This window comes from Streptomyces sp. NPDC001714 (assembly GCF_042892755.1).
Lineage (GTDB): Bacteria > Actinomycetota > Actinomycetes > Streptomycetales > Streptomycetaceae > Streptomyces.
On sequence record NZ_JBIAUL010000023.1, the window covers coordinates 35,013 to 61,020 of the forward strand.

Genomic DNA, 26,008 nt, shown 5'->3' on the forward strand with positions numbered 1-26,008 from the left:
AACGTGTGATGGGTGAGACGACGATCGGCGCGGCCGTGGTGTGCGGTGGGGTCATGGCCTGGCTGCTGGCCGAGCGGCAGCGTGAGGTACGGCGGACGCGGCTGCTGCTCGCCGGCGGTGGGGTGGTGACCACCGGGCCGCCCTCCTGGGAGCAGGCGCTCGGGGAACTCCGGCGGCTGCGCGGCCGTTGGCGCGGTGAGTGGTGGGCCCTGGCCGTCGGTGTGGCGCTCGCGCTCCTTGCCGCCTCGGCCCTTCCGGTCCTCGCGGGGGCGGCCGGGGTGCCGATGCTGCGCCGGATGCGGCAGGCCCGGCAGACGCGGCGGACCCGGCAGGCGCGCGCCGACGCGGTGATCGCACTGTGCGGGGCGCTCGCCGGCGAGGTGCGCGCGGGACGGCAGCCGGGTGAGGCGCTGCTGCGGGCCGCACGGGACTCAGGCGGGCTCGGTGAGGCCCAGCCTGCCGTGGTCGCGGCTGCGCGCTTCGGCGGGGACGTGCCGGGGGCGTTGGCGGTGGCGGCGCGGCAGCCCGGCGCCGACGGCCTGCGGGGGCTCGCGGCCTGCTGGCGGGTGGCCGTCGACCAGGGCGCCGGGCTCGCGGCCGGTCTCGACCGTCTGGACGCCGCCCTGCGCGCCGAACGGGACCAACGGGCCGACCTGCGCTCCCAGTTGTCGGGCGCCCGGGCCACCACCGTGATGCTCGCCGCCCTGCCCGCCCTCGGTCTCCTGCTCGGCTCGGCCCTGGGCGCCGACCCGCTGCGGGTGCTGCTGCACACCGGGGCAGGGCTGGGCTGCCTGGTCGTCGGCGCGGCGTTCGAGGGCGCCGGGATGTGGTGGGCGGCCCGGATCGTGCGGGGAGCTGAGGCGGCGTGAGCGCGGAGGTTGTCCACAGGCTGGGGGTGACGGCCGCGGTGCTGGCGGCCCTGGGCTGGTCGGCATGGCGGCTGGAGAGGGCCAGGCGCAGGCGCTGGGCCCGGCGGAAGGTGGCCGAACTGCTCGGCCTGGAGAGGTCCGTGCGGGCGGAGCGGCACTCCGAGGTCGGCGGCGCCGTTCGCAGGTGGCTGCCGGTCGTCGGTGTGGTGTGCGGCGGCTGGGTGCTGGTCGGCGGGGTCGTCGGGGCGCTGCTGGGGCTCGGCGTCGGGGTGGGGTTGTGGCGGTGGCGGAGCCAGGCGGGCGACGGGGACCGGACGGCTGAGGCGGAGGCGGCCGAAGCGGCGCGCCAACTCCCGCTCGCCGCCGACCTCCTGGCAGCCTGCATCGCCGCCGGAGCCGGGCCGGTGGTCGCCGCCCAGGCCGTCGGAGAGGCCCTCGGCGGGCCTGTCGGGGAGGGGCTGGCGCGGGGCGCGGCGGAGGTGCGGCTGGGCGGTGAACCGGCGGCTGCCTGGCGGCGGTTGGCCGGGCTGCCGGGTGCCGCCGCCCTGGCCCGGCTGCTGGAACGCGCGGACGAGTCCGGGATGCCGGCGGCCGCACCCGTCGCCCGGCTCGCCTCGGACGCTCGCGCGGAGTGGGCAAGGGGCGCGACCGCGCGGGCACGACGGGCGGCCGTGCTGATCTCGGCGCCGGTGGGGCTGTGTTTCCTGCCCGCGTTCATCGCGGTCGGTGTGCTGCCCGTGGTGATCGGACTCGCGGGCGGGGTGCTGCGAGGGGGTGGTGGATGAAGGGCGCGATAGCGGGGCCGCCGACGGGAACCGATGTCAATTCCAAGCTAGTTCGAACCAGTTCAAGGGAGTCGAGATGCGTGAGATGTACTGGAAGATGTGGAAGCTGGTACGCCGGGATGCCGGAATGGTCACCTCCGAGTACGCGATGGGGATCATCGCCGCCGTCGGGTTCGCGGCGGTCCTCTACGCGGTCGTGACGAGCGGGCAGGTCAGCGCGGAGCTCCAGGCCATCGTGAAACGAGCCCTCAGTGCGCGGATGTGAGCGGGGGCGCGGGGCGGACCGGGGGTTCGTGACGGCGGAGGCGGCCGTGGTGCTGCCGGTGCTGGTGGCGTTCACGATGGCGCTGGTGTGGGGGCTGCTCGTGGTGGCCGCCCAGATCCGGTGCGTGGACGCCGCCCGCACCGGGGCGCGGGCCGCGGCGCGGCAGGACACAGAGGACGCGGTGGTCGCGGTGACGAAGGAGGCGGCGCCTGACGGGGCGGCGGTGACGGTGGCTCGGGACGGCGGCGAGGTGCGGGTGACGGTGGTGGCGAGGCCGCCGGTGCTGGGCGCGTTGCCGTTCGAGGTACGGGAGTCGGCGGTCGCCTTGGCGGAGGGGCCGGCGGAGGTGGTGCCGTGAGGGGGCGTGCGGTGGTCGGGTGGCTGCCGCCGCGTGGGGGTGGGCCGCGCCCCCGCGGCGGAGCCGCAGATGTCACAGCCCCGCGCCTCTTCGGGGCGCGTTTCGGCGGGGCGCGTGATCAAGGCTCTGCCACCGTCTGGAGTGTCGGGGCGATCGCCGTGCTGTGCGCGGTGTTCGGGGTGGTGCTGGGGCTGGGGCACGCCGTGGTCGTCCGGCATCGCGCGGCCGGTGGCGCCGACATGGCCGCCCTCGCTGCGGCGGACCACTGGGCCGAGGGGACCACGGCGGCCTGTGCGTTGGCGGACCGGGTGGCACGGGCACAGGGCGCGCGGCTGACGCGGTGCGTGATCGTCGGTGACGTCTCGGATGTCTCTGCGGTCTCGGGCGGGAGGCCGTTCACGGCCGAGGTTCGAGCGAGGGCCGGCCCCGCTGCGACGCACGCCCTGACAGCGCGCCCCAAAAGGGGCGCGGGGCTGTGACATCTGCGGCTCCGCCGCGGGGGGCGCGACGAGCCTCCACCGACCCGCAGCCGAACGACTACCCCGTCGGCGCCCCCTTCAGCAGCACCGTGAGGAGTCGCACCGCCCCCCGCTTGTGCAACGGCTCGTTCCCGTTCCCGCACTTGGGGGACTGGATGCAGGACGGGCACCCGGCGTCGCACTCGCACGCGGCGATCGCCTCCCGGGTGGCCGTCAGCCAGGTGCGGGCGGTGTGGAAGGCGCGCTCCGCGAAGCCCGCGCCGCCGGGGTGGCCGTCGTAGACGAAGACGGTCGGCAGAAGCGTGTCGGGGTGCAGCGGGATCGACACGCCGCCGATGTCCCAGCGGTCGCAGGTCGCGAAGAGCGGGAGCAGGCCGATGGAGGCGTGCTCGGCGGCGTGCAGGGCGCCGCCGAGGATCTCCGGGTTGATCCGGGCCTCGTCGAGCTGGTCCTCGGTGACGGTCCACCACACCGCGCGGGTGCGCAGCGTACGCGGAGGGAGGTCGAGTTTCGTCTCGCCCAGCACTTCGCCGGTGATGAGCCGGCGGCGCAGGAAGGAGACCACCTGGTTGGTGACCTCGACGGAGCCGTAGCAGAGGCGGCCGTCGCCCCAGGGGATCTCGGTGTCGGTCTCCAGGACGGAGATGGCCGTGGTGTCGCGGGCGACCGTGGAGTACGGCGGCTCGGCCTGCTCGACCAGGGCCACCGAGTCCTCCAGGTCCAGGGAGCGCACGAGGTAGGTGCGGCCCTGGTGGAGGTGGACCGCGCCCTCGTGGACCGTGGAGTGGGCGGCGCTCGCGTCCACCGTGCCGAGCAGGCGTCCCGTGCCCGCCTCGACGACCTGTACAGGGCGGCCGCCCTCGCCGCGGATGTCGGTCAGCTCGGCGGCCCGCTCCCGCCGGGTCCAGTGCCAGGCCTTCGTCCGGCGGCGCAGCAGCTTCGCGGCCTCCAGTTGCGGCAGCAGTTCCTTGCAGGCGGGGCCGAAGAGGTCGAGGTCGTCGTCGGTGAGGGGGATCTCGGCCGCGGCGGCGCACAGGTGCGGGGCGAGGACGTACGGGTTGTCGGGGTCGAGGACGGTCGATTCCACCGGTTGGTCGAACAGGGCCTCGGGATGATGGACGAGGAAGGTGTCCAGCGGGTCGTCGCGGGCGACCAGGACCGCGAGGGCGCCCTGCCCGGCGCGGCCCGCTCGACCCGCCTGCTGCCACACAGAGGCCCTCGTACCGGGGTATCCGGCGATCAGTACGGCGTCCAGCCCGGAGACGTCCACGCCCAGCTCCAGGGCCGTTGTGGCGGCAAGTCCGAGGAGTTCCCCGGAGTGCAGCGCGCGCTCCAGGGCGCGCCGCTCCTCGGGGAGGTAGCCGCCGCGATAGGCCGCGACACGCCGGGCGAGGGAGCGGTCCACCTCGGCCAGCCGTTCCTGGGTGATGACGGAGATCAGCTCCGCGCCGCGTCTGGAGCGCACGAAGGCGACCGAGCGCACGCCCTGCACGGCGAGGTCGGTCAGCAGGTCGGCGGTCTCGGCGGTGGCGGTACGGCGGACGGGGGCACCCTTCTCGCCATGCAGTTCGGTCAGCGGCGGCTCCCACAGGGCGAAGACCAGCTCGCCGCGCGGGGAGGCGTCGTCGGCGATCTCCACGACCGGCAGGCCGGTGAGACGGCCGGCGGCCACGGCCGGCTCGGCGGCGGTCGCGGAGGCCAGCAGGAAGACCGGGGAGGCGCCGTAGCGGGCGCACAGGCGGCGCAGCCGGCGCAGCACCTGGGCGACGTGCGAGCCGAAGACGCCCCGGTAGGTGTGGCACTCGTCGACGACGACGTACTTCAGCGACTTCAGGAAGGAGGACCAGCGGGCGTGTCCGGGCAGGATCCCGCGGTGCAGCATGTCGGGGTTGGTGAGCACGTAGTTGGCGTACTGGCGGATCCACTCCCGTTCCTCGTACGGGGTGTCGCCGTCGTACACGGCGGGGCGCACCGAGTTTCCCAGCGGTTGTGAAAGTTCCTTCACGGCACGGCACTGGTCGGCCGCCAGCGCCTTGGTGGGCGCCAGGTAGAGGGCGGTGGCGCCGCGGCCGTTGGCGGCCTCGGAGCCCTCCAGGAGGGTGGACAGGACCGGTACGAGGTAGGCCAGGGACTTGCCGGAGGCGGTGCCGGTGGCGACCACCACCGAGTCGCCGTCCAGGGCGTGCTCGGCGGCCAGCGCCTGGTGCTCCCAGGGATGGTCGATGCCGCACTCCTGCACGGCCGCGACGACCTCCGAACGAATCCGGTCAGGCCAGACGGCATGCCGACCCGCACGCGGGGGCAAGTGCTCCGTATGAGTGATGCGCGAAGCCCGGCTCGGCCCGGAGGCGAGCCGGTCCAGGACCGTGCCCGGAGAGAACCCGGACACGGCCGGAACCGGCGTTCGATCGGATCGGTGATTTATGGCCATCGGGACCGAGTGTGTCACTGGCATGACGGACAATGGGGCCAAGGCGTCGTGCACGCCTGCCGTAAGTGATTGAATGCCATCGCGGCTGGCGAACCGTCCCGGGGGCCGCAAGCCGAGGTGTCCCGAGGGGCGACCGCTCGATAGCAAGGTGCTGGAGGATCCGTGGACCTGTCCCTGTCGACTCGTACAGTCGGCGATCGTACGGTCGTCGAGGTCGGTGGCGAAATCGACGTATATACCGCGCCCAAGCTGCGCGAGCAGCTGGTCGAGCTGGTGAACGACGGGAATTTCCACCTCGTCGTCGACATGGAGGGCGTGGACTTCCTCGACTCCACCGGGCTCGGCGTGCTGGTCGGTGGCCTGAAGCGGGTGCGTGCCCATGAGGGCTCGCTGCGCCTGGTCTGCAACCAGGAGCGCATTCTGAAGATCTTCCGTATCACCGGCCTCACCAAGGTGTTCCCGATCCACACCTCGGTCGAGGAAGCGGTGGCGGCCACCGACTGACCCCGGGCCGGCCGACGTACCCGGACCGCCGATCGGTCCGTACCGTCCGGCCGGCCCTCGGCACGGGCTCGTACCCGCCACTGCGCCGTACGGACGCCCGTGTCACCCCCGCCCGTTCGGGCCCGCGTGCCCGTGCCGGCAGCCGTGCACGGGCCGCAGTGCCCGCGGCGGACGCAATTCATCGGGGGGTTCCGGGTTCTTCGGCGGCCCGGCCCCCCCCCACCGCACGCCCGTAGTTCCGAGGGGGACGTATGGCCACCGTTGAACTCCGCTTCAGCGCGCTGCCCGAGCACGTCCGCACCGCCCGACTGGTGGCGGCGGCGGTGGCTCGCAGGGCCGGAGTGGACGAGGCCGTCCTGGACGAGGTCCGGCTGGCCGTCGGCGAGGCCTGTTCCCGTGCCGTGGGTCTGCACCAGGCCGCCGCCATCACCGATCCGGTCCGGGTGGCGCTGATCGAGGACGAGAAACAGTTCTCCATCGAGGTCGGCGACGAGGCACCCCGTTCCGTTCCCGGTGACCGGGCGCGCGGTGGCGCGGCGGACGTGGACGTGGAGGCCGAGGAGGACGAGATGGGCCTCGCGGTCATCAGCGGCCTCGTGGACGACGTGGAGGTCACGGCGGGGGAGCACGGCGGGCTGATCCGCATGACCTGGCCGACGATCCCGCCCGGAGTCGCGCTCACCTGAGAGCCACCCTGTCTGTGTACCGAAGGGCCCCACCGAGTGGGGCCCTTCGGCATGTCCGCACGTCCCCGCGGCCGTGTCACCTGCGGCCGGTCGTAAAGTGATCTCGTGCGATGTGTTTAGTGAATTCATTCACGATCAATCGGGCGATAATTTGATCAAGTAAACGGTCGCCGTCAATGCTTTTAGGGCATTACCGCTTTCGGGTTCCCCGGGGGGACCACGATCATTTGCTGAAGAGCACGAGAAGGCTAATTCCGTTTACCGTCCCCTGTTTAGATCACTCGCGGGTACCTAGAATCCGTCCACATCTTGAGCTCAGCCCAAGCGTCAAGGAGGACGAATGGCGGGGCTTTCTACCCCTCATCAGTTGGGCCATCACCCCACAACCTTCGCAGCCGCAGTCCTGACCGACGACAACCGGGTCCTGGTGGCGGTCATCGCCGCCGTGGCGCTGGCCGCGCTCGTGGTCGCCTGGATCCTGGTACGCCAGGTGCTCGCGGCGGGCGAGGGCACCGACAGCATGAAGAAGATCGCGGCGGCGGTCCAGGAAGGCGCGAACGCCTATCTGGGCCGGCAGTTGCGCACTCTCGGCGTATTCGCCGTCGTGGTGTTCTTCCTGCTTCTGCTGCTGCCCGCGGACGACTGGAACCAGCGCGCCGGCCGGTCGATCTTCTTTCTGATCGGCGCGGCCTTCTCGGCGACCACCGGTTATATCGGCATGTGGCTCGCCGTACGCAGCAATGTGCGCGTCGCCGCGGCGGCCCGGGAAGCCACCCCGGCGGAAGGCGAACCGGAAAAGGATCTCACCGCCGTCTCGCACAAGGCCATGAAGATCGCTTTCCGCACGGGCGGCGTCGTCGGCATGTTCACGGTGGGGCTCGGCCTGCTCGGCGCCTCCTGTGTGGTGCTGGTGTACGCGGCCGACGCGCCGAAGGTGCTCGAAGGATTCGGCCTCGGTGCCGCCCTGATCGCCATGTTCATGCGTGTCGGCGGCGGCATCTTCACCAAGGCCGCCGACGTCGGCGCCGACCTGGTCGGAAAGGTCGAACAGGGCATTCCGGAGGACGACCCGCGCAATGCCGCGACCATCGCCGACAACGTGGGCGACAACGTCGGCGACTGCGCGGGCATGGCGGCCGACCTCTTCGAGTCGTACGCCGTGACCCTGGTCGCCGCGCTGATCCTCGGCAAGGCGGCCTTCGGCGACTCCGGACTCGCCTTCCCGCTCCTGGTGCCGGCCATCGGCGTGCTCACCGCGATGATCGGCATCTTCGCGGTCGCCCCGCGCCGCAGCGACCGCAGCGGCATGACCGCCATCAACCGCGGCTTCTTCATCTCCGCGGTGATCTCGCTCGTGTTCGTCGCGATCGCGGTCTTCGTCTACCTGCCCAGCAAGTACGCGGACCTCCACGGCATCTCCGACGCGGCCATCCGGGCCAAGGACGGCGACCCGCGGATCCTCGCGCTCGTCGCGGTCGCCATCGGCATCCTGCTCGCGGCCGTCATCCAACAGCTGACCGGCTACTTCACCGAGACCAACCGGCGTCCGGTCATGGACATCGGCAAATCCTCGCTGACCGGCCCGGCCACGGTCGTCCTCGCCGGCATCTCGCTCGGCCTCGAATCGGCCGTCTACACCGCGCTGCTGATCGGCCTCGGGGTCTACGGCGCGTTCCTGCTCGGCGGCACGTCGATCATGCTCGCGCTGTTCGCGGTGGCGCTGGCCGGCACCGGCCTGCTCACCACGGTCGGCGTCATCGTCGCCATGGACACCTTCGGGCCGGTCTCCGACAACGCCCAGGGCATCGCCGAGATGTCCGGCGACGTCGAGGGCGCGGGCGCACAGGTGCTCACCAACCTGGACGCCGTCGGCAACACCACCAAGGCCATCACCAAGGGCATCGCCATCGCCACCGCCGTCCTCGCGGCGTCGGCGCTCTTCGGCTCGTACCGGGACGCGATCACCACGAACGTGCAGGACGTGGGCGCGAAACTCACCGGTGCGGGCGCCCCGTTGACCCTGTCCATGGACATCTCGCAGCCCAACAACCTGGTCGGCCTCATCGCCGGCGCGGCGGTGGTGTTCCTCTTCTCCGGACTCGCCATCAACGCCGTGTCGCGGTCGGCTGGTTCGGTGGTCTTCGAGGTGCGGCGGCAGTTCCGCGAGCACCCCGGGATCATGGACTACACGGAGACGCCCGAGTACGGCAAGGTCGTCGACATCTGCACCAAGGACGCCCTGCGCGAGCTGGCCACGCCGGGACTGCTCGCCGTGATGGCGCCCATCTTCATCGGGTTCACGCTCGGGGTCGGCGCCCTCGGTTCCTACCTCGCGGGCGCGATCGGCGCGGGCACCCTGATGGCGGTTTTCCTGGCCAACTCCGGTGGTGCCTGGGACAACGCCAAGAAACTCGTCGAGGACGGCCACCACGGCGGCAAGGGCAGCGAGGCCCACGCCGCCACGGTCATCGGCGACACGGTCGGCGACCCCTTCAAGGACACCGCGGGACCCGCGATCAACCCGCTGCTCAAGGTCATGAACCTGGTTTCCCTGCTCATCGCGCCCGCGGTGATCAAGTTCTCCTACGGCCATGACAAGAGCATCGGCATCCGGATCCTGATCGCGGTCCTCGCGCTGATCGTGATCGTCGGCGCGGTGTACGTGTCCAAGCGGCGCGGTATCGCCGTCGGCGAGGACGAGGACAGCGCCGACCGCGTGGCCAAGTCGGCCGATCCCGCGGTGGTTTCGTAGGCGGTCTTACGACACCCACCGGGGCCCTCGCGAGGGGGACCGGTCAACGAGCGGGCGGACGGCGTGTGCTGACACGCCGTCCGCCCGTTTCGTACGCCGGGGCGCTTTCCGCCTGTCGCGCGCCGAAGAGCGCCGGAACCTGCCGGAGCGCGCTCGGGGCCGGGATGTGCGCCTCGTCTCGCCGTGAGCCTTCTCTCCCTTGGTGTAAATCGCCCCAAAAGCATACTTAATGGGTGCTTCCATGGGGGTGCTGTCCGTCCGCCGTGTAGATTCCGGGGGCCGAGAGCCATGGAAGGGACCGATCCGGTGAACAAGAAGCTCGCGGCCGCACTGTCCGGCGGTGCGGTACTGGTAGTGGCGCTGTCCGGGTGCAGCAGCAACAAGGGCACCGACCCGAAGCTGATCGCCTGGGCCAAGACCGTGTGCGACGCGGTGCCGGCGCAGGACGCGAAGATCAAGGCGGCGAACGAGGCGATCTCCACGACGGCCTCGGACACCACGAGTTCGGCCGCGACCATCCAGAAGACCGACTCCAAGGCCTTCCAGGACATGTCCGACGGCTACAAGGCGCTCGCCGCGGCCATCAGCAGCGCCGGCGCGCCCCCCGGGGTGGACGACGGCGCCAAGCGCCAGCAGAACGTCGTCACGACCCTCAACAGCCTCTCCGCGTCCTACGCCGACCTGAAGAAGAAGGTCGACGCGCTCGACACCAAGGACCAGGCGAAGTTCGCCTCCGGTCTGCAGGACGTCGCCTCCCAGACGACGCAGCTGGAGACGCAGAGCAAGAGCGGCACCGCGGCGCTGAACGCCCTGGAGCAGGGCGAGGTCAAGGACGCGATCGCCGAGCAGGCCAGCTGCAAGAAGGTCTCTTCGACGACGTCGACCGGGGCGTCGACTCCGGCGTCGACGGCTTCGTCGTCGGCCTCGTCGACCGCGGGCTGAGGCACAGGGCCGAGCCTCTCGCTGGATGGGGGCCGTGTGCCGAGCGGAGTCCGGTGGTCCCCGGCCGTGTGCGGAGCGGAGTCCGGTGGTCCGCGGCCGTGTGCGGAGCGGAGGCCGGTGGTCCACGGCCGTGTGCGGAGCGGAGTCCGGTGGTCCACGGCCGTGTGCTGAGCCCGCGGCCGGGCATGGCAGCGGGCCACAATGGAGGGCGTGACTGACTCCGGCCTCGCCACCCTGCCCGCCTCCGACCGCCCCGACGTCGCCGCCCGGCTGCGCACCGCCCTGCTGGGCTCCTCCTTCACCGCCGACGGACTGCTCGACCTGCTCGGCGCGCCCGCCTACGCGGCGCTGGCCCGCAGCGAGACGGTGCCCGCACTGCGGGCGACCCGCGGGGACACGTCCCTGGAGACTCTCGTCCGGCTGTTCCTCCTCCAGCAGCCCGTGCCGCACGCGCGCGTGGCCGACGTCCTGCCTGTCGGCGACCTCCTGGACAGCGGCTGGCTGACCCGGGTGGGCGGCGGCGAGGTCGCGGCCACCGTGGACGTACGGCCGTACGGCGGGCCCGACGGCGAGGACTGGTTCATCGTCTCCGACCTCGGGTGTGCCGTCGGCGGCGCGGGCGGCATCGGTCGGCGACACGAAGGGGTCGTCCTCGGGGTCGGCGGCGCGTCCACGACCCTCGCCGGCATCACCGTCCGCACCCCCGTCGCCGCCGCCCTCGACCTCGGCACCGGCTCCGGGATCCAGGCGCTGCACGCCGCCCAGCACGCCACGCGCGTGACGGCGACCGACCTCAACCCGCGCGCGCTGCACATCACGGCGCTCACGCTGGCACTCTCCGGCGCACCGGCGGCCGACCTGCGCGAGGGCTCGCTGTTCGAGCCGGTCAAGCAGGAGGAGACGTACGACCTGATCGTGTCCAACCCGCCGTTCGTGATCTCTCCGGGCGCCCGGCTGACCTACCGGGACGGCGGGATGGGCGGGGACGATCTGTGCCGCTCACTCGTTCAACAGGCCGGGGAGCGGCTGAACGAGGGCGGGTTCGCGCAGTTCCTCGCCAACTGGCAGCACGTTGCGGGGGAGGACTGGCAGGACAGGGTCAGGTCGTGGGTGCCGCGTGGCTGCGACGCGTGGATCGTGCAGCGCGAGGTGCAGGACGTCAACCAGTACGCCGAGCTGTGGCTCAGGGACTCCGGCGACCACCGCGGGGACCCGGCGGAGTACCAGGCGGCGTACGACGCGTGGCTCGACGAGTTCGAGGCGCGCAAGGTCAAGGGGGTGGGATTCGGCTGGATCACGCTGCGCAGGACGGGGGCCGCTGTGCCTTCCGTCACCGTCGAGGAGTGGCCGCATCCGATCGAACAGCCGCTCGGCGAGACGATCCGCGCGCACTTCGACCGCCTCGACTACCTCCGTGGCCACGACGACGCGGATCTCCTCGAAGGCCACTTCAGGCTCGCCGTCGAGGTGGTCCAGGAGCAGGTCGGGCTGCCCGGCGCCGAGGACCCGGAGCACGTGGTGCTGCGCCAGCACCGCGGGATGCGCCGCGCGACCAAGGTGGACACGGTGGGCGCCGGGTTCGCAGGGGTGTGCGACGGCACGCTGAGCGCGGGGCGGATTCTCGACGCCATCGCGCAACTGACGGGCGAGGATCCGGTGTTGCTGCGCGACCGTACGCCCGCCCAGATCCGGCTGCTGGTGGAGCAGGGGTTCCTGGAGCCGGCGGTCTGACGGACCGGCAGACGTGCCCGGGCGACTCGTGCGAGGGCGGCGGGAGGACTCGTGCGAGGGCCGTGGGAGGACCCGTGCGAGGGCCGGGGAGGACCCTTGCGGGGACCGTGGGAGGACCCGTGTGCGGTCCTGTGGGACACGCCGGGAGAAGAAAAAGGCCGGAAAAATCTGGCCGGAAGGTTCGCCCTGTGGTCCATCGCCGGTCCGCCGCTCGTCCGTCGATTGCATGTTCGAGGATGTGGCGGCCGCTCGTTCACCTCGATTTCGCCCGTCGGCCTCCCGGGCGCCGCCCGTACGTGCCAGTCTCCGGGCGCTGGGCAGTCACGGGCAGCAGGGAAGGGGAGCGCGGGCCATGGAAAGCGCACCGGCGATCTTCGCGGGGGTGGTGTTCGCCCTGTTCGGAGGCGCACTGCTGGTGTGGACTGGCACCCGGCTCCGGCGTGGCGAACCCGTCGCCCAGGGTGTGAGTCAGGTCGCATCGGCGACCCTCGCCAGCCTCGCCGCGGTGATCTCGCTGGGCCTCGGGGCGTACTGCCTGACCCGCCTCTGAAGGTAGCCCTCCGGTGATCGGAGCGTCACACTCCGGACAGGGCCCAGAAGGCGACCGGGGACTCCGGGCGGCAGGAATGGCGGTAGTCGGGTTACCGTTCGAGTGGCCGTTGTGGGCTTTTCCCGTTTGACACGGGGGCGGGATGTACCGTCACACTCCGCAGCGTCACCAAGTGAGCGGGCATCCCTGCCCGTCCCACGACCCCGGGAGCAAGGCCTGGGGAGGCCCCAGCGTCGACCGGAGAGAAGAGCGAAGTTGTCCCCGACCAGCGAGACCGCACAGGGCGGCCGCCGACTCGTCATCGTCGAGTCGCCTGCCAAGGCGAAGACGATCAAGGGCTATCTGGGCCCCGGATACGTCGTCGAAGCGAGCGTCGGGCACATCCGTGACCTTCCCAACGGCGCCGCGGAGGTGCCCGAGCAGTACACCGGCGAGGTCCGGCGCCTCGGCGTGGACGTCGAGCACGACTTCCAGCCCATCTATGTGATCAACGCCGACAAGAGGGCGCAGGTCAAGAAGCTCAAGGACCTGCTGAAGGAGTCCGACGAGCTCTTCCTCGCCACCGATGAGGACCGCGAGGGCGAGGCCATCGCCTGGCACCTCCAGGAGGTCCTCAAGCCGAAGATCCCCGTCAAGCGGATGGTCTTCCACGAGATCACCAAGGACGCGATCCGGGCCGCCGTCGCCAACCCGCGCCAGCTCAACCAGAAGCTCGTCGACGCCCAGGAGACCCGCCGCATCCTCGACCGCCTCTACGGCTACGAGGTCTCGCCGGTCCTGTGGAAGAAGGTCATGCCGCGCCTGTCGGCCGGCCGTGTCCAGTCCGTGGCGACCCGGCTCGTGGTGGAGCGGGAGCGCGAGCGCATCGCGTTCCGGTCCGCCGAGTACTGGGACCTGACCGGCACCTTCGGGACCGGCCGGGCAGGCGACCCCAGCGACCCGTCCTCCCTGGTCGCCCGCCTCCAGGCCGTCGACGGCAAGCGCGTCGCCCAGGGCCGTGACTTCGACTCGCTCGGGCAGCTGAAGACCGCGAACACCCTCCACCTCGACGAGGCGAACGCCCGCGCCCTCGCCGCCGCGCTGGAGAACACCCGGTTCTCGGTCCGCTCGGTCGAGTCCAAGCCGTACCGCCGCTCGCCCTACGCCCCGTTCCGTACGACGACGCTCCAGCAGGAGGCCTCGCGCAAGCTCGGCTTCGGCGCGAAGGCCACCATGCAGGTGGCGCAGAAGCTGTACGAGAACGGCTACATCACGTACATGCGTACGGACTCCACCACGCTGAGCGACACCGCGATCGCGGCCGCCCGCGCCCAGGTCACGCAGCTGTACGGCGCCGACTACCTGCCCTCCGCCCCGCGGACCTACGCCGCGAAGGTCAAGAACGCGCAGGAGGCGCACGAGGCGATCCGCCCCTCGGGTGATCGTTTCCGCACGCCCGCCGAGACCGGCCTGACCGGCGACCAGTTCAAGCTCTACGAGCTGATCTGGAAGCGGACCGTCGCCTCCCAGATGAAGGACGCGACCGGCAACAGCGTGACCGTCAAGATCGGTGGCACCGCTTCCGACGGCCGGGACGTGGAGTTCAGCGCCTCCGGCAAGACGATCACCTTCCACGGCTTCCTCAAGGCCTACGTCGAGGGCGCCGACGACCCGAACGCCGAGCTGGACGACCGCGAGCGCCGGCTCCCCCAGGTCGGCGAGGGCGACGCGCTCAGCGCCGAGGAGATCACGGTCGACGGGCACGCCACCAAGCCCCCGGCCCGCTACACCGAGGCCTCGCTGGTCAAGGAGCTGGAAGAGCGCGAGATCGGCCGCCCGTCGACGTACGCGTCGATCATCGGCACGATCCTCGACCGGGGATACGTGTTCAAGAAGGGGACGGCCCTGGTGCCCTCCTTCCTGAGCTTCGCCGTGGTCAACCTCCTGGAGAAGCACTTCGGCCGGCTGGTCGACTACGACTTCACCGCCCGGATGGAGGACGACCTCGACCGCATCGCCGCCGGGCAGGCCCAGGCCGTGCCGTGGCTGAAGCGTTTCTACTTCGGTGAGGGCGAAGGCACGGCCGCGGGCGGCGCGGCCGACGCCGGCAACGGCGACGGGGACCACCTCGGCGGCCTCAAGGAACTGGTGACCGACCTGGGCGCGATCGACGCGCGCGAGGTGTCGTCGTTCCCGGTGGGCAACGGCATCGTGCTGCGGGTCGGCCGCTACGGCCCGTACATCGAGCGTGGCGAGAAGGACTCCGAGGGCCACCAGCGCGCGGACGTGCCGGAGGACCTGGCCCCCGACGAGCTCTCCGTCGAACTCGCGGAGGAGCTGCTCGCCAAGCCGAGCGGCGACTTCGAACTGGGCGCCGACCCGGAGACCGGCCACCAGATCATCGCCCGTGACGGCCGTTACGGCCCGTACGTCACCGAGGTGCTCCCCGAGGGCACCCCGAAGACCGGCAAGAACGCGGTCAAGCCGCGCACCGCGTCGCTCTTCAAGACCATGTCCCTGGACACGGTCACGCTGGAGGACGCGCTCAGGCTGATGTCGCTGCCGCGCGTCGTCGGCACCGACGCCGAGGGCCAGGAGATCACCGCGCAGAACGGGCGCTACGGGCCGTACCTGAAGAAGGGCACGGACTCGCGCTCGCTCACCTCCGAGGACCAGCTCTTCACGATCACCCTCGAAGAGGCGCTGCAGATCTACTCCCAGCCCAAGCAGCGCGGCCGGGCCGCCGCCAAGCCGCCGCTGAAGGAGCTGGGCACCGACCCGGTCAGCGAGAAGCCGGTGGTGGTGAAGGACGGCCGCTTCGGGCCGTACGTCACCGACGGGGAGACCAACGCGACCCTGCGCTCCGGCGACAGCGTCGAGGAGATCACCCCGGAGCGCGGCTACGAGCTGCTCGCCGAGAAGCGGGCCAAGGCGCCCGCCAAGAAGACGGCGAAGAAGGCGCCCGCGAAGAAGACCGCGGCCGCCAAGAAGGCCGCCCCGGCGAAGAAGACGGCGGCCAAGAAGACCGCCGCCACGAAGACGACGACGGCCGCGAAGAAGACGGTCGCCAAGAAGGCGACGGCCTCCAAGACGGCCGCGGAGGACTGAGCGGGCCAAGACGCCGCGGAGGACTGAGCGGGCCAAGACGGCCGCGGAGGACTGAGCGGGTGGTCGTCCGAGGATGGCTCAGGCGCCCTCAAGTCCTCACATCGGCTTCGCATTGTGCACGCCCCGGCATCAACTTGGTGTCGGGGCGTGTGTACCTGTGGACGGTCGCGGCGGGCTGTCGGCGGCTGCCGATAGGCTGAAAGCATGACGCGAGCCGAGCAGCCAACGGCCCCCCAGACAGATCCGGACGACGCGCTGGTAGCGGATTCCCGCGAGCGTGCCGTCCGCTCTCTGCTGCGCCGACCCGAACTGAGGCGGTTGTGGAGCGCCCAGCTCGTGAGCGGGATCGGCGACAGCCTGGCGTTGCTGGTGCTTGTCGTGCTCACGCTCCAGGCAGCCGTGGCCCAGGGTTCGTTCGGCGGTGGCTACCGCGGTGCGGCGCTCGCGGTGACGGTCGTCTTCGGGGTGCGCATTCTCGCCACCCTGCTCTTCGGTGCGGTCCTGCTGGGCCCGCTCACCACGCTGACCGCGCAGGACGGTCCGCTGGACCGTCGCTGGACCATGGTCGGAGCCGACGGCCTGCGCACGATTCTGCTGATCATCGCGCCCCTGTGGATCGACTGGACCCCGGCGAACGCCCTGACGCTCGTCCTGGTGACGGCGTTCGTCACCGGAGTCGCCGAACGTTTCTGGACCGTCTGCCGGGAGAGCGCGGCCCCCGCGCTGCTGCCCGCCCCGCCCCCGGAGGGCGCGACGGTACGACCGCTCCCCGACCACCTGGACGCCCTGCGTCGCCTCTCGCTGCGGACGACGTTCCTGGCGGTCCCGCTCGCGGCCGCCGCGCTGGTCGGCGCATCGCTGATCAACAACCTGCTGGGCACGGGCATCGCCTGGTTCGCCCAGCACCAGGCGGCCCTCGGCTCGTACGTGGCCGCAGGCCTGTTCGCCGCCTCCCTCTCGGTCCTGGTCTACCTGGAGGTGCCCGGCACCCGCACCCCCCGCGCGCGGTCGCCGCTGGAGGGCCTGCGCCGCCCCAAGACCGCCGCCGGCACCGACACCGGCCGCACCGGCGCCATCCCGCTCCTGGTGCTGGCCTGTGCCGCGGTCGCCGGGGCGATCTCCGCCGCCGTCGCCGTCTCCGTGCTGCACGCCCGGGAGCTGCACGGCGGTCCGGTGCTGTACGGCCTGCTGGTGCTCGCCCTGACCGGCGGGGTCGCCCTCGGCATCCGTACGGCGCCCTCGCTGCTGCCGACGCTCTCCCGCCGCCGCATGCTGTTCCTGGCGATCGCCTTCACCGGCATCGCCCTGCTCGCCGCGGGCCTGGTCCCGGACGTCACCAGCGTCCTGCTGATCGTCGCGCTGGCCGGCATCGGTGCGGGCGTGGCCGCCAACACCGGGCACACCCTGCTCGACCAGGAGACCGAGGAGTTCCGCCGGGCGCGGACGACCGAGCACCTGCACGCGGTGGTCCGGGTCGCCATAGCGCTCGGCGCGCTGATCGCCCCCCTGGTGGCCGCGCTGATCGGGCCGCACCGGCTGGAGAACGGCAAGTTCGTGTTCGCGCACGGCGGCGCCGCGTTCACGCTGATGCTGGTCGGCGCGCTGCTGCTGCCGGTCGCCGCGCTGGTGCTCGCCAAGGTCGACGACCGCGCGGGTGTACCGCTCCGGCACGACCTGCGGGACGCGCTGCTCGGTGGCGACGACCCGGCGCAGACGCCCACGGCCAACGGTTTCTTCATCGCCCTGGAGGGCGGCGACGGCGCCGGGAAGTCCACCCAGGCCGAGGCCCTCGCGGAGTGGATCCGCGCCAAGGGCCACGAGGTCGTCCTCACCCGTGAGCCGGGTGCCACCCCGGTGGGCAAGCGGCTGCGCTCGATCCTCCTCGACGTCTCCTCCGCCGGTCTGTCGCACCGCGCGGAGGCCCTGCTCTACGCCGCCGACCGCGCGGAGCACGTCGACACGGTCGTCCGGCCCGCTCTGGAGCGCGGCGCGGTCGTCATCTCCGACCGGTACATCGACTCCTCCGTCGCCTACCAGGGCGCGGGCCGCGACCTGTCCCCGACCGAGGTCGCCCGTATCAACCGCTGGGCGACCGCGGGTCTTGTCCCGCACCTGACCGTCCTGCTGGACGTGGAGCCGGAGACCGCCCGCGAGCGGTTCACCGAGGCGCCCGACCGGCTGGAGTCGGAGCCCGCCGAGTTCCACGCACGCGTGCGGGCCGGCTTCCTCACGCTGGCCGCCTCCGACCCCGGCCGCTACCTGGTCGTCGACGCCGGTCAGGAACCCGAGTCGGTCACCACCGTCATCCGGGCCCGGCTCGACACGGTGCTGCCGCTGTCCGAGGCCGAGATCAAGGCGGCCGAGGAGGCCCGAAAGAAGGCCGAGGAGGAGGCCCGCCGCAAGGCCGAGGAAGAGGCCGCGCGCAAGGCCGAGGAGGAGCGCCTGGAGCGCGAGCGCCAGGAGCAGCTCGCCAAGCTCCGTGCCGAGGAGGAGGAGCGCAAGCGCCGCGAGCTGGAGGAGGCGCAGCGCCGCGAGGCCGAACGGCAGGCGGAGGAGGCCCGGCTGCGGGCCGAGGAGGCGCGCAAGCGGGCAGAGGAGGAGCAGGCCCGGCTGCTCGCCGAGGAGAAGGCCCGCGCGGAGGCCGAGGCCCGCCGCAAGGCCGAGGAGGAACAGCGCCGCAAGCGGGCCGAGGAAGAGGCCCGGCTGCGCGCCGAGGCCGAGGAACGGCGTCTGGAGAAGCAGCGCAAGGCAGAGGAGGCGCTGCTCAAGGCCGAGCAGGCACGCCGCGCCGCGGCGGAGGCGGCGGCAGCGGCCGACATGGCCGCCCAGCAGTCCGCTGCACGGCAGCCGACGGCTCCCGGTGTCACACCGGAGGCGACGACCATGCCGACGCCGGTGGTGCGGCCGGAGGCCGTGGACCGCAAGCCGGACGCCCGGGACGACGAGACGAAGGTGCTGCGCCCGGTGCGGGACGAGCAGGCACCCGCGGCCCACGAGTCCGACGCCGAGGTGACGGCGGAGCTGCCGCAGCCGCCGGTGCGGCCTGCGGGGGCGGCGGACGAGACGGCGGTGCTGCCGCCGGTGCCGCCGGGCGCCGCTGACGAGACCGCGGTGCTGCCTCCCGTGGGGGCGGCGGACGAGACGGCCGTACTGCCGTCGGTGCCGTCCGGTGCGGCCGACGAGACCGCCGTGCTGCCTCCCGTGCGTGATGATGCCGTGGCTCCCTCCGACGCCCCGGCGGACCGGATGCCGCCCGGGTTCTTCCGGGACGAGCGGTCGGGCGGGGACCCCGACGGCTCCGAGGGCCGCACCCGTGAGCTGCCGCAGGTCGACGCCGACGGTTCGGCCCAGTCGCGTCGGCGCCCCCGGCCGGACTGGGCCGAGGAGACCCCCCTGGACGACCTGCCGTCACTGGCGGACGAGCTGCTGGGGTCGTACGAGGAGTCGGAGTACGACGACGAGCGGGGCCGCCGCGGCCGCGGTCGGCGCGGCTGAGGGCTCAGGCGCGGCGGGGGCGGTGCGGGTCGGGATGCCGGCCGGCACCGCCCCTGTTGTCAGTGGGCACCCGCACAATGGAGACCGGACCGCAGGACCGGCGGACTTCCGACCACGGAAGCCGGTGAGCCGGGATCTTCGAGCCGGTACGTACGGCGACATGACGAAAGGGCGGCGTGACCCATGACCGTGTGGGACGACCTCGTCGGGCAGGAGCGGGTGAGTGAGATGCTCACCGCCGCCGCCCGGGACGCCGACGCCCTCGTCACCGCCGCCGCGACCGACCAGCCGCTCCCGGAATCGTCGAAGATGACGCATGCCTGGCTGTTCACCGGCCCGCCCGGCGCCGGCCGGAACCAGACGGCGCGGGCCTTCGCCGCCGCCCTCCAGTGCGTGAGCCCCGACCGCGCCCTGGGCGGCGCCCCCGGCTGCGGCTTCTGCGACGGCTGTCACACCGCGCTGGTCGGCACCCATGCGGACGTCACCACGGTCGCCGCCGTCGGCGCCGAGATCCTGGTCAAGGACATGCGCGACACGGTCCGCAAGTCGTACACGGCCCCGGCGACCGGACGCTGGCAGATCATCCTGGTCGAGGACGCCGAGCGGCTGAACGAGAAGTCGGCCAACGCCGTCCTCAAGGCCGTCGAGGAGCCCGCCCCCCGCACGGTCTGGCTGCTCTGCGCGCCCTCGCTGGAGGACGTGCTGCCCACGATCCGCTCCCGCTGCCGCCACCTGAACCTGCGCACGCCCACGGTGGAGGCGGTCGCTGACATGCTCGTCCGGCGCGAGGGCATCGAGCCCCAGGTGGCCGCGGCCGCCGCCCGCGCCACCCAGGGGCACGTCGACCGGGCCCGTCGGCTGGCCACCGATCCGGCCGCCCGGGAGCGCCGTGCGGCCGTGCTGAAGCTGCCGTTGCGGCTGGACGAGATCGGCGCGTGCCTGAAGGCGGCCCAGGAGCTGGTGGACGCGGCGGCGGAGGACGCCAAGCAGCTGGCCGAGGAGATGGACGGCAAGGAGACCGAGGAGCTGAAGGCGGCGCTCGGCGCGGCCCAGGGCGGACGGCTGCCGCGCGGCACGGCGGGCGTGATGAAGGACCTGGAGGACATGCAGAAGCGCCGCCGGACCAGGACCCAGCGCGACAGCCTCGACGTCGCCCTCACGGACCTCACCGGCTTCTACCGCGACGTCCTCGCCCTCCAGCTGGGCTCCAGGGTCGCGATCGCCAACGTGGACGCCGAGGACTCCCTGGAGCGGCTGGCCCGCGCCGGTTCGCCCGAGGCCACGCTGCGCCGGATCGAGGCGATCGGCGCCTGCCGGGAGGCCCTCGACCGCAACGTGGCGCCGCTGCTGGCGGTGGAGGCGATGACGATGGCGCTCAGAGCGGGCTGACGGCGACATCCGGCGCGCTGGACGTGCACGGCGTTGACCAGGGTCACCCGTACGAGCCACAGTCACCACGCACGGCACGGAGATCATTTCTCGGCGTTACGCTCGATTGATGCACATCAGGCGAATCCCCCGCCAGACCCGAATTCGACCCCGGGCCCGCACCCGGACCATGGCGGCCGCCCTGCTCTCGGCCGCCGCCCTGCTCGCCTCCGGGTGCTCCTCGGCGGGGGGCGCGTCGACGGCGACGTCGGCGTCCACGTCGGCCGGCACCGCCCAGCTGGCCGCGCTGCCCCGCTCGACCCCGTCCACGCTGGCCCCGTACTACGACCAGAAGCTCAGCTGGCGCGAGTGCGGCGTCCCCGGTTTTCAGTGCGCGACGATGAAGGCCCCGCTGGACTACGCCGATCCTGGCGCGGGTGACGTCCGGCTGGCGGTCGCCCGCAAGAAGGCGACCGGCAAGACGAAGCCGCTCGGCTCGCTGCTGGTCAACCCGGGCGGGCCGGGTGGCTCGGCCGTGGACTACCTCCAGCAGTACGCGGGCATCGGCTACCCCGCCGAGGTCCGGGCGCGCTACGACATGGTCGCCGTGGACCCGCGCGGAGTCGCCCGCAGCGAGCCCGTCGAGTGCCTGAACGGGCCGCAGATGGACACGTTCACCGAGACCGACATGACCCCCGACGACCAGAAGGAGACGGACCGGCTGGTCGGGGAGTTCAAGACGTTCGCGGAAGCCTGCGGGAAGCGTTCGGCGCAGCTGCTGCGCCATGTCTCCACCGTCGACTCGGCCCGGGACATGGACATCCTGCGGGCGGTGCTCGGCGACCAGAAGCTGAACTACGTGGGGGCGTCGTACGGCACCTTCCTCGGCGCGACCTACGCGGGCCTCTTCCCGGAACGGGTCGGCCGGATGGTCCTGGACGGCGCGATGAACCCGTCCCTGTCCGCGCGCGAGCTGAACCTCCAGCAGACCGAGGGCTTCGAGACGGCGTTCCAGTCCTTCGCCAGGGACTGCGCGAAGCGCACCGACTGCCCGCTCGGCGACAAGGGCAGCACTCCCACGCAGATCGCCGACAACCTCAAGACGTTCTTCCAGAAGCTGGACGCACACCCCATCCCGACCGGCGATCCGGACGGCCGGAAGCTGACCGAGTCCCTCGCGACGACCGGCGTGATCGCGGCGATGTACGACCAGGCGGAGTGGGAGCAACTGCGCGACGCCCTGCACACGGCGATGAAGGACAACGACGGCGCGGGTCTCCTGGCCCTCTCCGACAGCTATTACGAGCGGGACCCCGACGGCCGCTACTCGAACCTGATGTTCGCCAACGCCGCGGTGAACTGCCTGGACCTGCCGCCCGCCTTCACCAGCCCCGAGGAGGTCGAGAAGGCACTTCCCGAGTTCGAGAAGGCGTCCCCGGTGTTCGGCCCGAACCTGGCGTGGGCGTCGCTGAACTGCGCGTACTGGCCGGTGCGGGCCACGGGCGAGCCGCACCGGATCGAGGCGAAGGGCGCCGCCCCCATCGTCGTGGTCGGCACCACCCGCGACCCGGCGACCCCCTACCCCTGGGCCCGGTCCCTGGCCGAGCAGCTCTCCTCGGGCCGCCTCCTCACCTACGTCGGCGACGGCCACACCGCCTACGGCCGGGGCAGCACCTGCATCGACTCCGCGATCAACACCTACCTCCTCAACGGCACCCCACCGCCGGAGGGAAAGCGCTGCTCATAGCCCCTGTGGGCCGCCCCGGAGCCACCGCTCCGGGGCGTGTACGGAGCACCCCCGGAAACTGTGTAGACTTACCGACGTCGCTGATCGCACCATAGTGCGGGCGACGCGCCGCTTTAGCTCAGATGGCCAGAGCAACGCACTCGTAATGCGTAGGTCTCGGGTTCGAATCCCGAAAGCGGCTCCAGCCGAAAGGCCAGCTAGGACCCTTCCTAGCTGGCCTTTCGTCGTTCAGCGGACCCGGCAACGCCGCTGGGCGCGGTCCGCGCGGTACCTCCTGGTCTCAGTTCTGGTCTCAGTCGAGGGCTCCGGCCAGGGATGGGGCGGGCCTATGTTGAGCAGCAAGCCCGTTGAGAGGATGCGGCCGGTCCGTCGAGTCTGGCTGATCTGGGTGGGCCGGACGATTCTCGCGACGAGGACATGTCGACCCCCAGCGCTGCCGGCGGTGTGTCGGCTGCCGACGTACACCTGGCGCGCCGAGGGGAGGCGGTCCGGCGGGCGAAGGGCAAATCAATCTCCCCCTCGTGCAAGCACGCGCGGGCGTGCGCCGTGTAGTCCTTCGAGTGCTGCTTCGGGGTTCTGCGCTGGAAGCTCTTATGAGTCCTCCACAGGCGTTGGCCGGGCGATTTTTTGGGTCACCTCTTTCCTTTACGCCGTAGTATTAGGTGTACGGCAATAGCGAGCCCAAAGATGACAGTGAGGAATACGGTTAGCTCGCCAACGTGGATTTGGCCCGGGCCGAAAGTGCCATAGGATCCGACTATCCATCCGCCTAGAAGAATAATGGCCGCGAGAGGCGGGGAGGCGTTACGTGCTGATTGTGCGGCCGATGCGAGCGACTGCCTGACCGGCTGCGGATAGATGGCTACCCACACGCACGTCAGTGCCGCGGCGGAAAGTAGGGCGTAGCTAATGGAAATTGCTAGCTTGATGAGGCCGCCACTGAGAAGATATTGCAAGTTTTCCTGTGTGCCTTTTAGGGTAAGCGAGCTAGCCGCCGCGAGCCCGATGATCGGAACCACAGTGAAGCGAAGGGCCGTGATTCCGTAACGAAGGAGAAAATTGTAGGAAATTATCGCTGCATCAACCAGCGCACCTGCATACCGCACGAAGGCGTGTACGATGAGTCTCATTGTGTTGCTCAGCTTCTGGATCGCTATCTCTGTACACGCCTCCACGGTGACTAGCACTCGTTCAAAGGAATTGCTGGGCGCCTTTGACCTCTTGATCTCCGATATTGTCCTTGCATGGGCGCGGGGTGGCGAACTTCCTGCTTGCCTAAGCGCCGTCGCTGCCAGGGTTATTAGGTTGATGCCTAGGCTTATGAGGCCAATTGCAAGGAGGAACGGAGCAGCTTCGCGTGCGTCCGAGGGAAGCAGCCTGGATGAACCTCTGGAACTCACCTCGATGAATCCAGAGAAGAAAATCAACGCTACGCCGAAGGGTACCGACATCCAGAGCAAGTTTGGACGGCTGGGTGATACCTGTCCTCCTCGGGCATCATTGGAAAGCTCTGAGAGGAATCGGAAAAGCCAGGCCGCGGTAACGCATATTGCCAGTATCAACGCGGCGTTGCGGCGGCCCAGAGCGTCTGCGTATTGTAGGCCCCAAATTACGCCGCTTACGGCGCACCAACCCACAAGAATCGCCCGCCATGCCTTCTCCCGGAATAGAGGTAGGCATGCGGCAGCCGCACCAATAAGCATCCAGGCAAGGAAAATGGGAATCGCTTTTCGCAGTTCTGCCGACGTCAAGTAGGCCCCGTAAATGGCGATTGAACACAGGGTGAGGAGATATCCATTAATCCTTGGCAGGAGACTCCCGTGCTCGCAAAATACGTCGCTGCGGCGCACGGTGCATTCGGCACTGCAGCCCGGCAATGCGCCTAGCTTCTCCATTTCGGTGGTCATTTTGGATATCGCCAATCTCAAGTAGCCTATGGTGTTTTAGGGGAGTTAGCGACTTAAGATGCTGTATCCATAGCCAGTTTCCTACAGTTTTCGGGAGCTCGCCACACAGGGGTCAGGTGAGTGCTGGTGTGCATCTGACTGCTGCTTGGCCGGTGGCGGAGCGCTCATTCAAATCTTGTAAGGGGCTGCGTCTGAAGGCCAGCTAAAGGCTTGTCCCGTAACTGATCTTCGAGTCGACGGAGCCAAGACTGCTCGGCCGGTGGCCGCCGCGCCTATCCGGCGAGGTTGAGGTTGTGCAGCCGGGCGATGCCGAGCATGGCGTGGTGGACGCCGTCACCCTTGAGCCGGCAGTCGCGGAGGATCTTCCAGGTCTTCATACGGGCGAAGGTGTGCTCGACGCGGGCGCGAACTTGCTTGTGTGAGCGATTGTGCTCCTGTTTCCAGTCGGGGAGTTCTTCGCCGGCCCGGCGGCGGTGCGGCATCACCAGTCCGGTGCCGGGGTAGCCGCCGTCGGCGATCGTCATCGTCTTGCCGACAGCGGCTTTGGCCCCGGATTCCGCCCATGCCCTGCAGTCGTTCCGGTTGCCCGGAAGTGGCTGGCCGACCACGACGATCCGGCGGGTGTCGGCGTCGATGACAACCTGGTGGTTGGTGGAATAGCGATAGTTCTTGGACTGCTCGGCGATCGTGTGGTCACGGGTGGGCACCAGGGTGCCGTCCACGATGAGCACCGTGCCCTTCGTGAAGCGTTGCCGGGGCTTCAACGCGAGGAGTGGGCCGATCTGGTTGATGATTCGGTCGGTTGCGGACTTGGAGATGCCAAAGAGCAGGGCGAGCTGGCGCATCGTCAAGTTCGTGCGCCAGTAGGCCGCGACGAGCAGCACCCGGTCCTCCAGCGAAAGGCCCCAGGGCCGGCCGCGCCGGACAAGTTCGGCCCCCTCGCGCCGGAGCGCGGTCACTGTCTTGTGGAACTGGCGCGGATTCACGCCGGTGAACGGGGTTATCCAGGACGGCTCGGACGCCGTGATCACACCAGCCATGCGCTGATCGTCTCACCGAGCCCGCGCGCCTGGACCGGGACTTGATCACGGGGGTATCGGCGAGAAGAGTGGGCGGTATGACGGACTCAGCAGACCTCACGCTGGCGCACCAACTGGCGGATCAGGCGGACGAGATCGCCCGGCGCTACTTCCGCGCGCCCGACCTGGGTGCCGAGGACAAGGGCGACGGAAGTCCGGTCACCGACGCGGACCGCGAGATCGAATGCGTCCTGCGCGCGTCGATTCGTACGGAGCATCCCGGCGACGCGTTCGTGGGCGAAGAGTTCGGCGCCCATGGGCGCAGCAGCCGCCGATGGATCATCGACGCCATTGACGGCACGGCAAGCTTCATTGCGGGCGATCCGGAATGGAGCACTCTCATCGCCCGGGAAGAACACGGCACCGTGACCATGGGCATGGTCTCCGCGCCCGCACTCGGGCGCCGCTGGTGGGCAACGCCAGGCACCGGGGCCTGGATGGGCCCCTGCCCCTCCGATCCGTCAGCACCGCCGCATCGGCTGACGCTCACGGCAGGAGGAAACGCCAAGGACGCCGCCATCGGAATCTGGCCTCCACCACCGCGGCTAAGCAAAGCCGAACGCGCCGCCGCAGCCCAGCTGGCAGCAGGAACCGCAACCGTGCTCCCCGCACTCAACTGGGCATCTGCGGACCCCACCACGCTGCCACCCAGCAAGCCATCCACCGGATCCGGCACCTGCCATGGAGCCCTCCTGGTCGCGACAGGAAAACTCGACGCCTTCCTGCTGCTGGGCGCCGGCCCCTGGGACATTGCCGCTGTGATCCCCATCGTCGAGGAGGCCGGCGGCACCTTCAGCGACCTCTCCGGCCAGCGACGAACCGACACAGGCGCAGCTCTGTTCGCCCGACCCGGCCTCCACCAGCAGCTCCTGGGCCTGGCCAAACCCCCCAACTGACCCACAAACCAGGACCTTTTTACCCCGCCTCATGGGTTACGGGACAAGCCTTAGGAAGGTTCCTAGCTGGCCCTTCA

Annotated in this window: 19 protein-coding genes and 1 tRNA gene; 17 read left to right on the top strand and 3 right to left on the bottom strand. The window is 70.8% G+C overall.

What is annotated here, in order from left to right; all coding sequences use genetic code 11:
- Positions 1-8 precede the first annotated feature (8 nt).
- The 5 genes from ACFY0P_RS42585 to ACFY0P_RS42605 all read left to right on the top strand — a co-directional run bounded on the left by ACFY0P_RS42585 (position 9) and on the right by ACFY0P_RS42605 (position 2,756).
- Positions 9-869, top strand: a complete 861-nt coding sequence (locus tag ACFY0P_RS42585) for a type II secretion system F family protein (protein ID WP_388926467.1) — start codon at positions 9-11, stop codon at positions 867-869.
- The gene (locus ACFY0P_RS42590) at positions 866-1,654 is read left to right on the top strand and encodes a type II secretion system F family protein (RefSeq protein WP_388926470.1); all 789 of its coding nucleotides are present in this window, start codon (positions 866-868) and stop codon (positions 1,652-1,654) included. Before ACFY0P_RS42585 ends, ACFY0P_RS42590 begins: the two co-directional genes overlap by 4 nt.
- Before the next feature lie 76 nt (positions 1,655-1,730).
- Positions 1,731-1,919, top strand: a complete 189-nt coding sequence (locus ACFY0P_RS42595; protein ID WP_093500124.1) for a DUF4244 domain-containing protein — start codon at positions 1,731-1,733, stop codon at positions 1,917-1,919.
- A 28-nt stretch (positions 1,920-1,947) separates the two neighbouring features.
- Positions 1,948-2,277, top strand: a complete 330-nt coding sequence (locus tag ACFY0P_RS42600; RefSeq protein WP_388926473.1) for a TadE family type IV pilus minor pilin — start codon at positions 1,948-1,950, stop codon at positions 2,275-2,277.
- A gap of 152 nt (positions 2,278-2,429) precedes the next feature.
- Entirely contained in the window at positions 2,430-2,756 is a 327-nt protein-coding gene (locus tag ACFY0P_RS42605; RefSeq protein WP_388926741.1) for an Rv3654c family TadE-like protein, read from the top strand.
- Between the two features lie 58 nt (positions 2,757-2,814).
- On the opposite strand, the gene ACFY0P_RS42610 is transcribed toward ACFY0P_RS42605, so the two are convergent.
- Positions 2,815-5,187 (bottom strand): DEAD/DEAH box helicase, encoded by a 2,373-nt coding sequence (locus ACFY0P_RS42610; protein WP_388926476.1) that lies wholly within the window; start codon positions 5,185-5,187, stop codon positions 2,815-2,817.
- Between the two features lie 162 nt (positions 5,188-5,349).
- Between ACFY0P_RS42610 and bldG the strand changes: the two genes are divergently transcribed.
- From bldG to ACFY0P_RS42665, 11 genes are all read left to right on the top strand, one after another.
- Entirely contained in the window at positions 5,350-5,691 is a 342-nt protein-coding gene (bldG, locus tag ACFY0P_RS42615) for an anti-sigma factor antagonist BldG (RefSeq protein ID WP_010986038.1), read from the top strand.
- Between the two features lie 251 nt (positions 5,692-5,942).
- Positions 5,943-6,377, top strand: a complete 435-nt coding sequence (locus tag ACFY0P_RS42620; protein WP_388926479.1) for an ATP-binding protein — start codon at positions 5,943-5,945, stop codon at positions 6,375-6,377.
- Between the two features lie 340 nt (positions 6,378-6,717).
- Positions 6,718-9,129, top strand: coding sequence for a sodium-translocating pyrophosphatase (locus tag ACFY0P_RS42625; protein WP_388926482.1), 2,412 nt, complete (start codon positions 6,718-6,720; stop codon positions 9,127-9,129).
- A gap of 306 nt (positions 9,130-9,435) precedes the next feature.
- On the top strand, positions 9,436-10,071 hold the full coding sequence (locus ACFY0P_RS42630; protein WP_388926485.1) for a small secreted protein: 636 nt from the start codon (positions 9,436-9,438) through the stop codon (positions 10,069-10,071).
- Positions 10,072-10,272: 201 nt separating this feature from the next.
- Positions 10,273-11,802 carry a methyltransferase gene (locus ACFY0P_RS42635; RefSeq protein WP_388926488.1) on the top strand — a complete coding sequence of 510 codons (1,530 nt, stop codon included), beginning with the start codon at positions 10,273-10,275 and terminating at the stop codon, positions 11,800-11,802.
- A 352-nt stretch (positions 11,803-12,154) separates the two neighbouring features.
- Positions 12,155-12,352 carry a hypothetical protein gene (locus ACFY0P_RS42640; protein ID WP_388926490.1) on the top strand — a complete coding sequence of 66 codons (198 nt, stop codon included), beginning with the start codon at positions 12,155-12,157 and terminating at the stop codon, positions 12,350-12,352.
- Between the two features lie 255 nt (positions 12,353-12,607).
- Positions 12,608-15,439: a type I DNA topoisomerase gene (gene topA, locus ACFY0P_RS42645; protein ID WP_388926493.1), complete on the top strand. Its 2,832-nt coding sequence runs from the start codon at positions 12,608-12,610 to the stop codon at positions 15,437-15,439.
- A gap of 204 nt (positions 15,440-15,643) precedes the next feature.
- Positions 15,644-18,934, top strand: coding sequence for a dTMP kinase (gene tmk / locus ACFY0P_RS42650; RefSeq protein ID WP_388926496.1), 3,291 nt, complete (start codon positions 15,644-15,646; stop codon positions 18,932-18,934).
- 183 nt (positions 18,935-19,117) lie between these two features.
- Positions 19,118-20,323 (top strand): DNA polymerase III subunit delta', encoded by a 1,206-nt coding sequence (locus tag ACFY0P_RS42655; RefSeq protein WP_388926499.1) that lies wholly within the window; start codon positions 19,118-19,120, stop codon positions 20,321-20,323.
- Positions 20,324-20,432: 109 nt separating this feature from the next.
- On the top strand, positions 20,433-22,049 hold the full coding sequence (locus ACFY0P_RS42660) for an alpha/beta hydrolase (RefSeq protein ID WP_388926502.1): 1,617 nt from the start codon (positions 20,433-20,435) through the stop codon (positions 22,047-22,049).
- Between the two features lie 107 nt (positions 22,050-22,156).
- Positions 22,157-22,233 (top strand) — tRNA-Thr (locus ACFY0P_RS42665).
- Positions 22,234-22,681: 448 nt separating this feature from the next.
- Here ACFY0P_RS42665 and ACFY0P_RS42670 read toward each other — a convergent pair.
- Entirely contained in the window at positions 22,682-23,956 is a 1,275-nt protein-coding gene (locus tag ACFY0P_RS42670) for a hypothetical protein (RefSeq protein ID WP_388926505.1), read from the bottom strand.
- Positions 23,957-24,228: 272 nt separating this feature from the next.
- A complete protein-coding gene (locus ACFY0P_RS42675; RefSeq protein ID WP_388926508.1) occupies positions 24,229-24,996 on the bottom strand; it encodes a transposase in 768 nt (255 codons plus the stop codon).
- Between the two features lie 77 nt (positions 24,997-25,073).
- Here ACFY0P_RS42675 and ACFY0P_RS42680 point away from each other — a divergent pair, with 77 nt between their 5' ends.
- Positions 25,074-25,931 (top strand): inositol monophosphatase family protein, encoded by an 858-nt coding sequence (locus ACFY0P_RS42680; RefSeq protein ID WP_388926511.1) that lies wholly within the window; start codon positions 25,074-25,076, stop codon positions 25,929-25,931.
- Positions 25,932-26,008 lie beyond the last annotated feature (77 nt).

What these genes read in the sequence shown, in the direction of transcription:
- ACFY0P_RS42585 (WP_388926467.1), top strand. Translation starts at nt 9, where the DNA reads ATGGGTGAGACGACGATCGGCGCGGCCGTGGTGTGCGGTGGGGTCATG.
- ACFY0P_RS42595 (WP_093500124.1), top strand. Translation starts at nt 1,731, where the DNA reads ATGCGTGAGATGTACTGGAAGATGTGGAAGCTGGTACGCCGGGATGCC.
- ACFY0P_RS42610 (WP_388926476.1), bottom strand. Translation starts at nt 5,187, where the DNA reads ATGGCCATAAATCACCGATCCGATCGAACGCCGGTTCCGGCCGTGTCC.
- ACFY0P_RS42620 (WP_388926479.1), top strand. Translation starts at nt 5,943, where the DNA reads ATGGCCACCGTTGAACTCCGCTTCAGCGCGCTGCCCGAGCACGTCCGC.
- ACFY0P_RS42625 (WP_388926482.1), top strand. Translation starts at nt 6,718, where the DNA reads ATGGCGGGGCTTTCTACCCCTCATCAGTTGGGCCATCACCCCACAACC.
- ACFY0P_RS42635 (WP_388926488.1), top strand. Translation starts at nt 10,273, where the DNA reads ATGGAGGGCGTGACTGACTCCGGCCTCGCCACCCTGCCCGCCTCCGAC.
- ACFY0P_RS42640 (WP_388926490.1), top strand. Translation starts at nt 12,155, where the DNA reads ATGGAAAGCGCACCGGCGATCTTCGCGGGGGTGGTGTTCGCCCTGTTC.
- tmk (WP_388926496.1), top strand. Translation starts at nt 15,644, where the DNA reads ATGACGCGAGCCGAGCAGCCAACGGCCCCCCAGACAGATCCGGACGAC.
- ACFY0P_RS42655 (WP_388926499.1), top strand. Translation starts at nt 19,118, where the DNA reads ATGACCGTGTGGGACGACCTCGTCGGGCAGGAGCGGGTGAGTGAGATG.
- ACFY0P_RS42660 (WP_388926502.1), top strand. Translation starts at nt 20,433, where the DNA reads ATGCACATCAGGCGAATCCCCCGCCAGACCCGAATTCGACCCCGGGCC.
- ACFY0P_RS42670 (WP_388926505.1), bottom strand. Translation starts at nt 23,956, where the DNA reads ATGACCACCGAAATGGAGAAGCTAGGCGCATTGCCGGGCTGCAGTGCC.
- ACFY0P_RS42675 (WP_388926508.1), bottom strand. Translation starts at nt 24,996, where the DNA reads ATGGCTGGTGTGATCACGGCGTCCGAGCCGTCCTGGATAACCCCGTTC.
- ACFY0P_RS42680 (WP_388926511.1), top strand. Translation starts at nt 25,074, where the DNA reads ATGACGGACTCAGCAGACCTCACGCTGGCGCACCAACTGGCGGATCAG.